Source organism: Pseudogulbenkiania subflava DSM 22618 (assembly GCF_900177275.1).
Lineage (GTDB): Bacteria > Pseudomonadota > Gammaproteobacteria > Burkholderiales > Chromobacteriaceae > Pseudogulbenkiania > Pseudogulbenkiania subflava.
In genome coordinates, this window is sequence record NZ_FXAG01000024.1 from 24,198 (window position 1) to 39,805 (window position 15,608).

Genomic DNA, 15,608 nt, shown 5'->3' on the forward strand with positions numbered 1-15,608 from the left:
GAACAAAGAGAGGAGCACACTGAATGCATGCCACGCTGCCACTGCTGCAGAAAACTGACTTTCCCGCCATCCGCCGCACCACGCTAGACACCTTGCAGGTCAACCTGGGCTACAAGTGCAACCAGACTTGCGTGCACTGCCACGTGAACGCCGGCCCGAACCGCACCGAAATGATGAACCGGGACACTGTGGAACTGGTGCTGGCCGTGCTCAAAGCGCGCCGGCTGACCACGCTCGACCTGACCGGCGGCGCACCGGAGCTCAATCCGCATTTCCGTGATTTGGTACGCCACGCGCGCGCGCTCGGGGTCAAGGTGATCGACCGCTGCAACCTGACCATCCTGTTCGAGCCGGGCCAGGAGGATCTGGCCGATTTCCTGGCGCGCGAACAGGTAGAAGTGGTCGCCTCGATGCCGTGTTACGAAAAAGACAACGTCGACCGTCAGCGCGGCAACGGCGTGTTCGACAAGAGCATCGCGGCACTGCAAGAACTCAACGCACGCGGTTACGCCCGGCCCGGCAGCGGGCTTGCGCTCAACCTGGTCTACAACCCGCAAGGCCCGGTGTTGCCGCCGGATCAATCGAAGCTGCAGGCGGCCTATCGGCATGAGCTGTCCGAGCACTTCGGCATCCTGTTCAACCAGCTGTTCGTACTCGCCAACATGCCGATCCAGCGCTTCGGCAGCACGCTGGTTTCCAAGGGGCAGTTTGCCGGTTACATGCAACTGCTGCGCGACCACTATTGCCCGGCCAACCTGGACAATGTGATGTGCCGCCGCCTCATCAGCGTTGATTGGCAAGGGTTCCTGTACGACTGTGACTTCAACCAGATGCTGCACTTGCCGATGAAATGGCATGGCGTCCCCCATCCGCACTTGCTCGACTTGCTGGGGCAGGACCTGGTCGGACAGCCTATCGTGGTGGCCGACCACTGCTACGGCTGCACGGCGGGACAGGGCAGCAGCTGCGGCGGCGCCCTGGAGAATCGGGAGCACGTTGGATGAAGCCGACCAAGCTCGCCTTGTTGATTGTGCTGCTGGCTCTGCTGGCCGCCTTTTGGTGGCTGGATCTCGGCCATTATCTGAGCCTCGATTACCTCAAAGCCAGTCAAGCAACATTCCGGACGTTTTTTGGCCGACATCCATGGCTAACGCCGCTACTGTATGTAGCACTCTATGTGGCAGTCACCGGCCTGTCCCTGCCTGGCGCTGCCGTGCTGACGCTGGCCGGCGGCGCGCTGTTCGGTCTGGTGGAAGGCACGCTGTTGGTGTCTTTCGCCTCCAGCATCGGCGCCTTGTTGGCGTTTTTGCTGGCGCGCTACTTGTTTCGCGACAGCGTGCGGCAACGGTTCGGTACCAAGCTGGCGGTGGTCGAACAGGGCTTTGCGCGCGAAGGGCCGTTCTACCTGTTCGCCTTGCGGCTAGTGCCGCTGTTTCCGTTTTTCCTGGTCAACCTGGTGGCCGGCCTATTGCCGATCCGAGCCTGGACATTCTACTGGGTGAGCCAGATCGGCATGCTGGCGGGAACGCTGGCATACGTGAACGCCGGCACCCAGTTGGCAACGCTCTCCAGCGTGCGCGGGATCCTGTCGCCTGGCGTGCTGCTGTCCTTTGCCGCGCTTGGCATATTGCCGTTACTGGCTCGCAAGACACTATCCTGGTTCCGGCAGCAGCATGTCTATCGCAGATGGAGCAAGCCGCGCCGCTTCGACCGCAATCTGATCGTGATAGGCGGTGGTGCCGCTGGCCTGGTTTCTGCTTATATCGGTGCAGCGACCAAGGCCAAGGTGACATTGATCGAATGTCACAAGATGGGCGGGGACTGTCTGAATTATGGCTGTGTGCCGTCCAAGGCGCTGATCCGCTCCGCCAAGTTCCTGCACCAATGCCGCAATGCCTCAGCGCTAGGCATCCAAGCCGTCGAAACGAAATTCGATTTTGCCGAGGTTATGGGCCGGGTCGCCCGGGTGGTCAAAACCGTGGAGCCGCATGATTCGGTCGAACGTTACCGGCAACTGGGCGTCGAGGTCATCCACGGGCATGCGAACATCACTTCGCCATGGCAGGTCGAGGTCAACGGTCGCACGCTCACGAGCCGCGCGATCGTGCTCGCCACTGGCTCGCGCCCGGTCGTACCCACCATTCCCGGACTGCAGGAAGTGGGTTTTCTCACCTCGGAGACCTTATGGTCGCTGACCGAGCGGCCCGGTCGTCTGGTCGTGCTCGGCGGAGGGCCGATCGGCTGCGAGCTGGCGCAGGCTTTCGCCCGTTTCGGCAGCCAGGTCACCCAGGTCGTAAAGGAGGCGCGCCTGCTGAAGCGCGAGGACGAAGAGGTTTCACAATACGCGCGCGCGGCACTTGAACGCGATGGTGTGTCGGTTCTGACCGACCATCGGACGTTGCGAGTTGAATGCAACGGCAACAGCAAGCGGATGTGGCTGCGGCACGAAAACGAGGACGTCGCGATCGAATTCGACGTCGTTCTGTGTGCAGTTGGCCGGCAAGCGCGAACGGAAGGTTTCGGCCTGGAGGAGTTGGGTATTCCGATGACCGGGCGCAAGACCATCGAAACCGACGCCTATTTACAGACTCTGTATCCCAGTATTTACGCCTGCGGTGACGTAGCCGGGCCTTACCAATTCACCCATACCGCTGCCCATCAAGCCTGGTACGCGAGCATCAATGCCCTGTTCGGACGTTTCAAACGCTTCAAGGTCGATTATTCGGCGATACCTTGGGTCACGTTCACCGACCCGGAGATTGCCAAGGTCGGGTTGTCCGAGCAGGAGGCGTGCGAACAAGGCATCGCTTACGAAGTGACACGCTACAACATCGAAGACTTGGACCGGGCGATTGCGGATGAGGCTGCGGCAGGCTTCATCAAGGTGCTGACGCCGCCCGGCAAGGACCGCATCCTCGGCGTGGTCATCGTCGGCGCTCAGGCCGGCGAACTGCTCGCCGAATTCGTACTGGCGATGCAGCATGGACTCGGGCTAAACAAGATCCTCAGCACGATCCATCCTTATCCGACCTTGGCCGAGGCCAATAAACACGCGGCTGGCGAATGGCGGCGAGCGCACGTCCCGCAGAGACTGCTGGCCTGGGCCGAGCATTACCATGCTTGGCAGAGGTGGGGAGTATGAAACATCTATCAATCATCGTGCCCACCCTGAACGAGGCCGAACGAATTGAACATACGTTGTCGGCGCTGCAGGAATTACGCTTTCACGGTGCGGAGGTGATCGTGGTCGATGGCGGGAGCCGTGACGACACCGTGGCTCTCGCAGTGCCATGGGTGGATCGGCTGCTGCACTCACCCTGCGGCCGGGCGAACCAAATGAATGCTGGCGCCGCCGCGGCCGAAGGTGAAGTGCTCCTGTTTCTGCATGCCGATACGCTTCTGCCCAGTCGGGCAGACCGGCTGATTTTGGCGGCGCTTACCAAGAGCGGCCAGGTCTGGGGGCGCTTTGACGTGCATATTGCAGGCCGGCCAGGCATGCTGAGACTCATCGCCCACATGATGAACTGGCGTTCCCGATTAACGGGTATCGCGACCGGCGATCAGGCAATGTTCGTTCGACGTGATGTATTCGCTGAGATCGGAGGCGTCCCGGAACAGCCGTTGATGGAGGATATCGAACTATCGGTCCTCCTCAAGCGCATATCGCCACCGTTGTGCCTGCGATCGACCGTGGTGACTTCCGGACGGCGTTGGGAAACGCGCGGCATTTGGCGCACCATTTTGCTGATGTGGTTGCTTAGATTAGCCTATTTTCTGGGGGTGCCGCCGGAAGTGCTGGCTCGGTGTTATCGATGAGGAGAGGTTACAACTGTACTGTGAGTCGCCGTGCAACCCAAGGCTATCAAGGCTGATTACCAAGGTGGGGATGTTGAGGCTAGCGCATGAGCATTCTGACCAAGCCAGTTCTACAAATCGGGAAATGTGATCGCACTGGTTTCTCTTTCGATTCGGTCCATGGTTTGCATGAGCTCTCCCAGTAGCCGATGCATATCCCTGAGTTGATGCGATTCTTTTTTGACCTTATGTAGCTTAGCAGTTAGACTCCGTGCTCTTTCGTAAACTATTCAGCCACAGAATCTACAGTCCGATGTAGTTCGCTGCCTTACCCCTCTCTTGATTTCCCTACCGTTCCGGTAGGCGAATTCGCACGTCCGTCCCTTTCGGACACCCCCTTGTTTGTCATTTGTCGTTGCTTCAGACCGCTGAGCGGTCACTGTTGTGCTGCCCAATGTACGGTTCACCGTATCGATGGGGCTATGCTGCACGCCTTTTCGGCATGTCGGTTCAACAGGCAATCCCAACAATCCATGGCCCAGGCCATTCAAATGGAGAAGATATGTCTGTCAGTCACTTACGCCAGGAGTGGTTTTCCAATATTCGCGGCGACGTCTTGGCCGGTCTGGTCGTCGCGCTCGCGCTGATCCCCGAAGCCATTGCGTTCTCGATCATCGCCGGGGTCGATCCCAAGATCGGCCTGTACGCGTCGTTCTGCATCGCCGTGGTTATCGCCTTTGCCGGCGGCCGCCCGGGCATGATTTCGGCAGCCACCGGGGCGATGGCGCTGGTGATGGTGACACTGGTCAAGGACCACGGCCTGCAATACCTGCTGGCGGCCACGCTGCTGACCGGCCTGCTGCAAATCCTCGCCGGGGTGTTAAAGCTTGGTTCCCTGATGCGCTTTGTCTCTCGCTCGGTGGTGACCGGATTCATCAATGCATTGGGGATACTGATCTTCATGGCACAGTTGCCGGAGCTGACTAACGTCCCGTGGGTGGTCTATGCGATGACCGCGGCGGGCTTGGGCATCATCTATCTGTTTCCACTTCTTACGAAAGCCGTTCCCTCGCCGCTGATCTGCATCATTGTGCTGACCGCCGTCTCGATGGCACTGGGCCTCGACATCCGTACGGTAGGTGATATGGGAGCGCTGCCGGATAGTTTGCCGGTGTTGCTGCTGCCCAACGTGCCGCTTAACCTCGAGACACTGGCGATCATTTTCCCGTATTCCGCAACCTTGGCGGTGGTCGGTCTGCTGGAATCGATGATGACGGCCACCATCGTGGACGATTTTACCGACACCCCAAGTGACAAGAACCGCGAGGCGATGGGCCAGGGGATCGCCAACATTGCCTCCGGCATGCTGGGTGGCATGGCCGGTTGCGCCATGATCGGCCAATCGGTGATCAACGTGAAATCAGGTGGCCGCGGTCGTCTGTCGACGTTGGTCGCGGGCGTGGTGCTGTTGATCATGGTGGTATTTCTTGGCCCGTGGGTAAAGCAGATCCCGATGGCGGCGCTGGTGGCCGTGATGATCATGGTGTCGATCGGCACCTTCAGTTGGGAGTCGCTGCGCAACCTGCGTACCCACCCGCTCAGTTCTAGCATTGTGATGGCCGCAACCGTCGTGGTGGTGGTGGCCACGCATGACCTGGCCAAGGGTGTTTTGGTCGGCGTGTTGCTGAGTGGACTGTTCTTCGCCCAGAAGGTTGGCCGGATTCTCCATATCGGCTCGGCACTGGAAGACGAAGGACGGTGCCGACGTTACACCGTGACCGGCCAGGTATTCTTTGCCTCGACTGACCGCTTTTCGGCAGCCTTTGACTTCAAAGAGGCGATCGACAAGGTCATCGTCGATGTCAGCCACGCCCATTTCTGGGACATTTCGGCAATCAGCGCCCTTGACCGCATTGTGCTCAAGTACCGCCGGGAAGGCGCCGAGGTGGTGATTCTAGGCTTGAACGAAGCCAGTGCAACCATGGTGGACAAGTTTGCCGTACACGATAAACCGGATGCCGTTGAACGCCTGATGGGCGGCCACTGAGGAGATAACCATGACGACACGAGTCTTGGCATGCATTGATCATTCCCGCTATCAGTCCAGCGTATGTCAGTACGCCGCCTGGGCGGCCGCTCGCCTGATAGCGCCACTGCATTTGCTGCACGTACTGGATCAGCGCATGGCGGTGAGTGGCACCAAGGACTATTCCGGCAGCATCGGCCTGGGGGCGCAGGATGCGCTCCTTGCGGAACTGGCCAGCCTTGATGAACAGCGGAGCAAGTTGGCCCAGGAGCAGGGTAGACGCTTGCTGGAAGCGGGGAAAATCCAGGTTGCAACTGCCGGTTACATGACATCTGATGCTCGTCAGTGCCATGGGGGATTGCTGGAAACGCTGTCAGAGATGGAACCGAATGTCCGGTTGTTCGTGCTTGGCCGGCGTGGCGAAGCCGCCGAGTTGGCACCGGACCACATCGGCAGCAATCTGGAACGTGCCATCCGCGCGCTGCACCGTCCGATTCTCGTTGCACCTGAAACGTTCAACGCGCCACAGTCGGCGATGATCGCCTTCGACGGCAGCACCTCCACCCGCAAGGGGGTCGAGATGATCGCGGCGAGCCCGCTATTCAAAGGACTGGCATGTCACGTGGTCATGGCTGGGGCTGAAACCCCGGCCAACCAGGAGACGCTGGGCTGGGCTGGCACGATACTGATGCAGGGAGGCGTTAACGTCACCACCGCCCTGATCGCGGGCGAAGCCGAGATGGTACTCAGTACCTATCTGCGTGCGTTCGACTTGGACATGCTGGTGATGGGCGCCTACGGCCATTCCCGTATCCGCCACCTGCTGATCGGCAGCACAACGACCAACATGATCCGCACGGCACCGGTTCCGGTGTTGCTGTTGCGGTAACCATTTCACTCTGGGCCGCGAGGCCAAGGGCAAACAGAGCAGTAGCAACAAGCGACCTTGGGGGGCTTCGGCCCCCGTTTTTTAAAAAAACAGCGCTCTGCCGACTCATGGCAAAGCTGACGTCCAGCTTCGATGAGCAAGCAACTGCTAAAGTCTCGTCATGACCATCTGGTCCTCTGAAACAACAAGCACCAGGCATTGGATTAATGAACTATTTCAATTCGACATCCAAAGGGGGAGTCTGTGACACCTAGCATCATCCAGATCATCGGCGCAATGCTATTCGCCGTTGCCATCCTGCATACGTTCTCGACCAAGTTTTTTGAGCGGCTGGCACATACCCGCCCCACCCACGCCGGGCTGTGGCATCTGCTGGGCGAAGTCGAAGTCGTGTTCGGCTTCTGGGCCATGATCCTGATCTTGTGCATGTTCGCCGTCGAGGGCCGCGCAGCGGCAACCCAGTACCTGGATTCGCGTAACTTTACGGAGCCCATGTTCGTCTTCGCCATCATGGTGATCGCCGGGACCAAGCCTATCTTGCAGTTCGCCAGGTTCTGCGTACGTACAGTCGCCCAGTTCATTCCGTTGCCTAGTTCAATGGCGTTCTATTTCGCGATTCTCGCCCTGGTTCCCTTGCTGGGTTCGTTCATCACCGAGCCCGCGGCCATGACCCTCGCGGCCTTGATCCTGCGCGATAGCTACTTTTCCAAGGGGCTGTCGACCCGGCTCCGCTACACCACGCTGGGGGTCTTGTTTGTCAATATATCCATCGGCGGTACCCTGACGCCCTTCGCGGCGCCACCGGTCCTCATGGTGGCCGGTAAATGGGGGTGGGATATCTGGTTCATGATCACCGCTTTGGGCTGGAAAGCCGCCATCGCCGTCATCGTCAACGCCTTGAGTGCGACGTGGCTGTTCCGGCAGGAGTTGTCGCGGGTTTCATCCGGCCGCGATGCTTCTGAAGACAACAGCGTACCGGCGATCATGGTCGCGTTGCATCTGCTCTTTCTGGTGGGGGTGGTCGCCTTTGCCCACCATCCCGCCGCTTTCCTCGGCCTGTTCCTGTTTTTCCTGGGGGTTGCACATGCCTACCAGGATTACCAGGATCGTTTGATCCTGCGTGAAGGTTTACTGGTCGCCTTCTTTCTGGCGGGGCTGGTGGTGCTGGGCGGGCAGCAGCAGTGGTGGCTGCGGCCGGTATTGTTGGCGATGAGCAGCGATGCCGTATTCTTTGGCGCGACGTTTTTGACGGCGATCACAGATAATGCCGCGCTGACCTATCTTGGCTCACTGGTCGAGGGATTGTCCGACTCGTTCAAGTATGCGCTGGTGACGGGGGCCGTCACGGGGGGAGGGTTGACGATCATCGCCAATGCGCCGAACCCCGCCGGTGTGGCGATCCTGCGTGGCAACTTTGAGGATGAGGCGATTCATCCGATGGGGTTGCTTGTCGCAGCAATCCCACCGACCATCGTTGCCATTCTGGCGTTCCGCTTGCTTTGACAATGCAGAGAGAGGCGCGGCGGAGAATTGTGGCCTCGCTTGGCGTGCAAAAGAATGGGAGGGGGATCCCAATGCCGCGAAATTAAGCGATTCCATTATCGGAACAATTACTTATAGGCCCGGTGTGGGTGAGGTTTCTCTCGATCCGGCTTGCGTAGCGTGCCGCATCGCCCAAGCCGGCGGCGGGTGATCTTCTTGGCGATGAGCACCAGCAGAAGTTGGCATAGCGAGGTGCGCTGTTCCGGACTGGCCAGCAAACGTGGCAAGTGCAGGCGAATCAGGTGGCTGGCGTGCGTCAGGTTGACGCTGAAGGTATGTATTTCCGTCTCTCCCCGTTGCGACAGGGCGTCCATGGCGGCCAGTGTCGCCAGGTTGTGTAGCAGAATGGTAGCGTGGAATTCCTGCCGAATTGCCAGCGGGGTTTCGCCACCAAATTGCTCCAGCTTCAGCCGGGATTTGAGATGGCGGAAGGCTTCCTCGATTCGCCAGCGGCGATGATACAACTCGGCGAAGTCGGCGGCGGGATAGGCCGTGTCGTCCAGCAGATTGGTTGCCAGCACCTCGATCTGCCCACTGGGCAGCAGAACACGAACCAGCCGAAGCGAGAAGGGTTTGATCGGCAAGTCGTGCTGTTTGAAGGTCGGATGTTGCTCCTTGCCGGGATTGATGGCCACGATTGCGGAGACGCGACCGGAGGCGACAAAGCTTTTGACCGCCGTGTTGAATGAGGTGGTGAGCCGCATGCAGAAGGTATGGCCACGTTGGTTGAGCAGGGCAAACAACCAGTAGGCCGGGTAGCCACGATCCAGGACCAGCAGGTCGTCGCATTTCACCTGCTCCAGCTGCTCGACCAGCATGTCGCGCTCGCCTTTTGCGTCCGACGCGATGTCGGCGCGCAGCATCAGGCCGGTGGCGGTATCGCACAAACCCGCGCCGCGTGCCAGGCTGTAAAGCCCGCCCGGATAGTGATAGCAATTGAACCCCTTGTCTTCCGAGCGCGTATCGGGGTGTGTGGCCGGCAGCATCAGGGTGGTGGAATCGGCGGCCAGAACGCGATAGCCGTGCCATCGTGCCGTGGTGGGTGCGTCGGCGACGATGAGCTGGTTGAGCTCGGTAAATGCGGAAGCCTTCAGCTTCTTGCGCGCCATGCGAAACGCGTCGTCTCGAGCGATCCGGCCATCCGGAAGGTCGGTATGGGCGAAGAATTGATCCAGTTCGACCTGGAGTGAGCGCATCAAGGTGGTCAGCAAAACGCCGACGACGCGTTCGAAGGTAAAGAGGCTGCGGCGGGTGAAGTCGACTTCTTTACGGCGATGGCGATGAATAAAATCCTCGGAAGCTATGGTTTGAGTAATTTTATAGATCGATTGGGAATATAGGGGCCGAGGTGTTCATCGCTTTTGGGTATTAAGTCTTTGAATTAATGTTGACATTTTACCGCGAAACCAGCTCGGCTTGGCTTAATTTCGCGGCATTGACCCCCCACCCCCTGAAAAGACGGTAATCCAACAGCCAATCCTACTCCATTCGCTGATTTTACATTTTTGGGGGATGGGCAAAATTAGCCAACTTCGACACACGCGGCTTTATCAAGCTGGTCATCGAGGAAGGAAGCGGACGACTCATCGGCGTACAGGCTGTGGCCCCGGAGGCGGGCGAGCTGATCCAGACGGCGGTGCTCGCCATCCGCAACCGAATGACGGTGCAGGAACTGGCTGACCAGTTGTTTCCCTACCTGACGACGGTCGAAGGTCTGAAGCTCGCGGCGCAAACTTTCAGCAAGGACGTGAAGCAGCTTTCGTGCTGCGCCGGGTAAAGAAAAGGAGGTGTTCGATGAACGCCTACACGGTGTCCCGACTGGCCAACCGGGTAGTAGCAATCCTCAATCCCCTGCTTGGCTTTTTTGGCTAGATCCAGAAGCTCCTGCTTTTCATCAACGGTGGCTTAGAATAAATCCGACACGTGCCGATTGGAAAATGGCCAACAGATGTCATGGAGTTCCGAGCTGGAGGTTAGCCATGCATACGCCAGTCGATTACACAAAATCGAGCTCAATTATTCATCGTCTTGGACATAAAAAGGGCTTCATAGGGGGTGACATTATCCATCTCGTTCGAGTCAGCCATGTAATGGCTCATATTATTGGGAAAAGATACGAAACTAGTAAGCCATCGATTCCCGAGCGGGGAAAATATGAGCACAGGAAACCAATAACTGTGCGCTAGTTGTATCTAGGTGAGAACTGGCCATCCATGAGCCGATTTCTCTTAGATTGATCAGGGGGACGGCGCTGCACTGCGGTTAAAATCCCTCGCAAAATCTCAATCGGTTCAGGTGGGCAACCTGGCACGGCGACATCGACAGGTAAAACATTCGATACGCCTCCGCACGATGCATAGCTCTCTCCGAATATGCCACCGTTGCAACCACAATCACCAATGGCAACCACCAATTTGGGTTCGGGTATCGCCTCGTAGGTTCGGCGTAAAGCTGTCTCCATGTGACGCGAGACCGGACCAGTCACCAACAGCATATCGGCATGTCGTGGACTGGCCACGAACTTGATGCCCAAACCTTCGATGTTGTAGCAGGGGTTGTTAAGTGCTTGAATCTCTAGTTCGCAACCATTGCATGAGCCGGCATCCACTTGGCGGATCATCAGTGCTTGGCCGATGATTTGAAGGATTGCGGACTGAATGTGCTCAGCCTCAACACGGAGGGTATTGTCGACTTCGGGCGGATCCTCGCTACGGATACCAATGCGACCGATTTGTTTGAGAACGTACCACATCAGAGGTCATGTCCCGAGTAACTGAGATTGAACGATTTGTTGATGAGCGGAAAATCAGGCACGATGTTACCGATAATGGCGTGTTCCAGTGCTGGCCAGTTGTGCCAGGACGGATCATGGCAATGACATCTCCGGATTTCCCCATTATAGAGTTCGAGTGCAATCAGAACGTCGCCGCGCCATCCTTCTACCCAGCCTATTCCATAACCATGCAAATGGGCAAACTCATGCTTCGTCTGATGCATGATTTGAGGTAGGTGTTCGCAGATTTTCCGGATCAGCCGTAGAGATTCATAAATTTCTTCAAATCGAGTGATGGCACGTGCGGCGACATCGCCATTGCGGTGGGTGACCATTTGTACATCGAGTTGGTCATATGGCAACCACGGCTGGTCGGCGCGCAAATCATAGGATTGAGCGCTGGCTCTTCCCGCAAGGCCACATACCCCCAGTTCCGCCGCTAACGATGGAGGAACCCGGCCTGCGCCAATGAAGCGATCCTGTAGTCCGCCATGCTCTTCGTAAATAGAATGCAACAAATGCACGTCTCGTTCGACTTCATCACATTGACGTAACAATTCGTCGTGAGAGGCCTTGCTGAATGAGACATCGGCGCCACCTGGTACGATGCAATCCATCATGAACCGATGCCCGAATAGCTTCTTGTTTTGTCGAAGCCACGTCTCTTTCAGCAAGGAGAACTGGGAGAGTCCAAAAGCAAACCCTGCATCGTTACCGAGCGCGCCGAGATCCCCCAAATGATTTGCTATCCGTTCCCGTTCCAGCAGCAACGCGCGAACCCACTGAATTGATTCTGTCGTCTTGACTCCGACAACCGACTCCAGCGCCATGCAGTAGGCCCACGCATAGGCGACGGTGGAATCACCCGAGATGCGCCCGGCAAGACGATGTCCCAGCAAGGGCGGGGTCTGTTCGAACCGTTTCTCCACCCCTTTGTGGGTGTAACCGAGGCGCTCCTCCAAACGTAGAACTTTTTCCCCAACGACGGAGAAGCGGAAATGTCCTGGTTCGATGATGCCTGCATGTACCGGACCTACTGGGATCTCGTGTACGCCATCACCCTCGACCTGCGTGAATGCATATTCTTCGGCGGGATACTCAGGAAAATGTTCATCTCCCGTCGCCCCCTCGTGCAGTGGAAAGTAGTTGGCTGGCCAAGCATTGTGGCGTAACCACGGTCGAGTATCGGACACCCCCGTGGCATGCACCCCGAGCAGATCCGCCATTGCGCGCTGCATACGGGACGCGGCCGGAAATACGGTGGAAAGATCGGGGAAACCCGTTTCACTCTCCCCTAGGGGCAATGCTAGCCAAACCAGGCCTTCCTGAACGGCGTAGGCCGCAGAGATTACGAAGTGTCCGTCCCGTGAGCGTTGGTCAGTTCCCCAGACCGACAGTAACCGCCCCCCTGTTTCCTTCACTGCCATTGCGGCACCAACCCATTGTTTCAAATCGACTGATGCGCGCCACATAGGCAGCGGCGCCGGTAACCGTTCAAACTGCCCTTCGACTCCGCACAGTTTCATCACTTAGCCTCCAATCATGCGTGCGGCTTGTTGATACCACGCAACCAAGTAGGGCGGTATATAAAGGCCGAGCATTAACCCCAGCCCCAGATGCATGAATACGGGGATCAGTGCAGGGGGGTGTTGGAGTGGCTTTGCTGTAGTTTCACCGAATACCATCGGCTGCACCCGTTGGAAAACCGCCGCGAAGGCGACACCGAGGGCGAGTAACAGGAGCGGCGTCGCCCAAGGTAATTCGCGCATGGCGGTGGTCAGGATCAAAAATTCGCTGGCAAACACGCCGAACGGTGGCATGCCAAGAATGGCCAGGGAGCCCAGCATCAAGCCCCAACCGACCGTGGGGCTGATGCTCAGAAGCCCCGTAATCCGGCTCATTGTCTGCGTGCCCGCCTTCTGCACAGCATGGCCAACGGCAAAGAAGATGGCCGACTTGATTAGCGAGTGAACGGTCATGTGCAATAGCCCTGCGAAGTTGGCGATGGGGCCTCCGATTCCAAACGCAAACGTGATGAGGCCCATGTGCTCGATAGACGAATAGGCAAACATACGTTTGACGTCTTTTTGCCGCGAGAGGAAGAATGCCGCAATCAATACCGACAGCAGGCCAAACCCAATCATCATGTTGCCGGCCATGTGGTTTTGAAGGGCGCCATCTACCAGTACCTTGCAGCGCAGAACGGCATAGAGTGCGACGTTCAACAATAGGCCAGACAGTACGGCGGAGATGGGGGTCGGGCCTTCCGCATGGGCGTCGGGCAACCAGTTATGCAGGGGAACCAAGCCAACCTTGGTGCCATAGCCGACCAGCAGGAACACGAAGGCCAAGGACAGGATGGTCGGCTCCATGTGTGTTTTTACTTGTTCCAAGTTGGTCCAGAGCAACGCTCCTGTACCCGCACCAATCACACGGTCGGCCGCCAAGTATAGAAGGATAGTGCCAAACAGTGCTTGGGCGATACCAACACCACACAGGATGAAATACTTCCAGGCCGCTTCCAGGCTCGCGGCGGTACGATATATGCTCACCAATAGCACCGTGGCAAGTGTTGCCCCCTCCATCGCTACCCACAAGAGCCCCATATTATTGGTGGTAAGTGCCAACAGCATGGCGCAGGTAAACAATTGGTACATGCTATGATAGAGCCGCATGCGGCGTGGAGTCATCTTGCCGTGGTCGCTTTCAATGCGCATGTAAGGGCCGGAGAAAAGTGACGTGGTCCATGCAACAAAAGCGGTCAATGTAACCAGGAAAACATTGAGAGGATCGATGAAGAACTGCCGCTCAAGCGCATAAAGGGGACCATCGGCAATGACCTTGGAGGTAAGCATCGCGGCCGCAATAAAGGTTGCAAAGCTGAAAGCTGAATTTACTTCGGGTGCGCGCTCACGTCCGCCATATAGTGCGAGTACGCCTGCACCGGCAAAAGGAATGATAAGCATCAGTAGCAGCCAATTCATCTTAATCTTCCTTCAATTTCTCCAGATGGCTAATGTCCAGGCTGTCGAAGCGCTCACGAATTTGAAACATGAACACACCAAGAATCAGAATACCCATTAGAACATCAAGGGCAATCCCTAGCTCAACGACCATCGGCATGCCATATACGGCGGCTGTGGCCGAGAAGAAAAGGCCATTTTCCATCGACAGGAATCCGATTACTTGAGGAACCGCTTTCGCACGAGTTATCATCATCATGAACGAGAGCAATACACAGGCCAGTGCGATCCCCAGCGTGCTGCGCGCAATGGATGTGGATAAGCTGGATATTGGCGCTGCCAGATTGAAGGAAAAGATCACCAGGATGATGCCGATCATCATAGTGGTCGGAATGTTGATCAAAGTTTCCGTATCCCATCTCACGTTCAGATGATTAATCAGCCGGTGTAGCAAGGTAGGTATTACCATGACCTTCAATACCTGAGTCAGCGCTGCCGAGTAATACAAATGAGGTTGATTTGTCGAATAACCCAGCAATATCGTTGCCGCGACCAGTGTGACGCCCTGAAATGTGAATAGGCGGATGAGCGACAGAATGCGCCGCTGGGACAGCATGGCGAAAGACAGAATCAGCAGGATTGAAGCCAGCAGATTGATCAGTTGACCGACCAAGTTTGGCATGATTACGCCCCTAACAGGAAATGAACCAGCATCCCCATCACGGCAAGCATAAAAGCTGTGGCGAGGAATTCCGGCACGCGAAAGATGCGCATCTTGGCGCTCAGTGTTTCAATCACGGCAACCAGTGCGCCACCAATGGCAAGCTTCACGACCAGCACTGGCAACGCCATCATCAAGGCAAGCGGTGAAGCACTTGTCGACACACCCCATGGAAAGAAGATCGCCAAGCCAATGCAGGAATAAGCAAATAGTTTCAGGCTTGCCGCCCATTCCATTAAGGCAAGATGGCGGCCGGAATATTCAAGTATTAGTGCTTCATGAATCATGGTCAGTTCTAGATGGGTAGCCGGGTTGTCGACCGGGATACGGGCATTTTCTGCCAGTGAAACCATCACAAATGCGATACCAGCAAAAGCAAGACTGGGATAGATGGCAAAACTATTGTGACTCATGCTCGTGACCATACTGGTCAAGGACGTTGAGCGCGTGATCAACGATGAAGTAAATAGGACAGTCAGCAAGGCCGGCTCGGCTAGAAACCCTATCAGCATTTCTCGCCTCGCTCCCAGTGACCCAAACGCCGTACCAATGTCCATTGCCGCGAGAGAGATGAACGTGCGAGCAATAGCGAACAAACCAACCAAGGCAATCGCATCTGCCGCCGGTGCGAGAGGAAGGTCGGTTGACAGCATCGGGATAATGGCGCTGGCCAGCGTCATACAGCCAAATACCAGGTAAGGCACCATACGAAACAACGGTGAAGCATGATCGGCGATCACCGACTCTTTGAAAAAAAGCTTATGCAGCACCTTGTATGGCTGTATCAAGTCCGGAGCGCTACGATTCTGCAGTAATGCGCGCCATTGGTTCAGCCAGCCGGTCAGGAGTGGTGCAAGCAACAAAGCCATAACCACATCGAGCAACTGAGACAGCATTCC

Annotated in this window: 13 protein-coding genes; 7 read left to right on the top strand and 6 right to left on the bottom strand. The window is 57.1% G+C overall.

The genetic code is table 11. The annotated features are described in order from the left end of the window. Window positions 1–23 precede the first annotated feature (23 nt). From arsS to B9N72_RS17695, 6 genes are all read left to right on the top strand, one after another. Entirely contained in the window at window positions 24–1,004 is a 981-nt protein-coding gene (gene arsS / locus B9N72_RS17670) for an arsenosugar biosynthesis radical SAM (seleno)protein ArsS (RefSeq protein ID WP_085276297.1), read from the top strand. Beyond that, the gene (locus B9N72_RS17675; protein ID WP_085276298.1) at window positions 1,001–3,142 is read left to right on the top strand and encodes an FAD-dependent oxidoreductase; all 2,142 of its coding nucleotides are present in this window, start codon (window positions 1,001–1,003) and stop codon (window positions 3,140–3,142) included. Before arsS ends, B9N72_RS17675 begins: the two co-directional genes overlap by 4 nt. Continuing rightward, window positions 3,139–3,816, top strand: coding sequence for a TIGR04283 family arsenosugar biosynthesis glycosyltransferase (locus B9N72_RS17680; RefSeq protein WP_085276299.1), 678 nt, complete (start codon window positions 3,139–3,141; stop codon window positions 3,814–3,816). The genes B9N72_RS17675 and B9N72_RS17680 overlap by 4 nt, the downstream gene beginning before the upstream one ends. A gap of 481 nt (window positions 3,817–4,297) precedes the next feature. Further along, window positions 4,298–5,842, top strand: coding sequence for a SulP family inorganic anion transporter (locus B9N72_RS17685; protein ID WP_456107094.1), 1,545 nt, complete (start codon window positions 4,298–4,300; stop codon window positions 5,840–5,842). A 10-nt stretch (window positions 5,843–5,852) separates the two neighbouring features. Next, window positions 5,853–6,710 (top strand): universal stress protein, encoded by an 858-nt coding sequence (locus tag B9N72_RS17690; RefSeq protein ID WP_085276301.1) that lies wholly within the window; start codon window positions 5,853–5,855, stop codon window positions 6,708–6,710. A 243-nt stretch (window positions 6,711–6,953) separates the two neighbouring features. Beyond that, window positions 6,954–8,213, top strand: coding sequence for a putative Na+/H+ antiporter (locus B9N72_RS17695; RefSeq protein ID WP_085276302.1), 1,260 nt, complete (start codon window positions 6,954–6,956; stop codon window positions 8,211–8,213). Between the two features lie 107 nt (window positions 8,214–8,320). On the opposite strand, the gene B9N72_RS17700 is transcribed toward B9N72_RS17695, so the two are convergent. Next, window positions 8,321–9,577, bottom strand: a complete 1,257-nt coding sequence (locus tag B9N72_RS17700; protein WP_143477797.1) for an IS4 family transposase — start codon at window positions 9,575–9,577, stop codon at window positions 8,321–8,323. A 176-nt stretch (window positions 9,578–9,753) separates the two neighbouring features. Between B9N72_RS17700 and B9N72_RS17705 the strand changes: the two genes are divergently transcribed. Continuing rightward, window positions 9,754–10,029 (top strand): hypothetical protein, encoded by a 276-nt coding sequence (locus B9N72_RS17705; RefSeq protein ID WP_456107095.1) that lies wholly within the window; start codon window positions 9,754–9,756, stop codon window positions 10,027–10,029. 405 nt (window positions 10,030–10,434) lie between these two features. Here B9N72_RS17705 and B9N72_RS17710 read toward each other — a convergent pair whose 3' ends face one another. Genes B9N72_RS17710 through B9N72_RS17730 form a run of 5 tightly spaced genes read right to left on the bottom strand, consistent with a single transcriptional unit; the run spans window position 10,435 to window position 15,605 of the window. Continuing rightward, entirely contained in the window at window positions 10,435–11,004 is a 570-nt protein-coding gene (locus tag B9N72_RS17710; protein WP_085276304.1) for an NADH-quinone oxidoreductase subunit B family protein, read from the bottom strand. After that, window positions 11,004–12,551 carry a hydrogenase large subunit gene (locus tag B9N72_RS17715; RefSeq protein ID WP_085276305.1) on the bottom strand — a complete coding sequence of 516 codons (1,548 nt, stop codon included), beginning with the start codon at window positions 12,549–12,551 and terminating at the stop codon, window positions 11,004–11,006. The genes B9N72_RS17710 and B9N72_RS17715 overlap by 1 nt, the downstream gene beginning before the upstream one ends. 3 nt (window positions 12,552–12,554) lie before the next feature. Then, window positions 12,555–14,009: a hydrogenase 4 subunit F gene (locus tag B9N72_RS17720; protein ID WP_085276306.1), complete on the bottom strand. Its 1,455-nt coding sequence runs from the start codon at window positions 14,007–14,009 to the stop codon at window positions 12,555–12,557. Window position 14,010: 1 nt separating this feature from the next. Next, on the bottom strand, window positions 14,011–14,670 hold the full coding sequence (locus B9N72_RS17725) for a formate hydrogenlyase (protein ID WP_085276307.1): 660 nt from the start codon (window positions 14,668–14,670) through the stop codon (window positions 14,011–14,013). 2 nt (window positions 14,671–14,672) lie between these two features. After that, window positions 14,673–15,605 (bottom strand): respiratory chain complex I subunit 1 family protein, encoded by a 933-nt coding sequence (locus tag B9N72_RS17730; protein WP_200810939.1) that lies wholly within the window; start codon window positions 15,603–15,605, stop codon window positions 14,673–14,675. Between the last annotated feature and the right edge of the window lie 3 nt (window positions 15,606–15,608).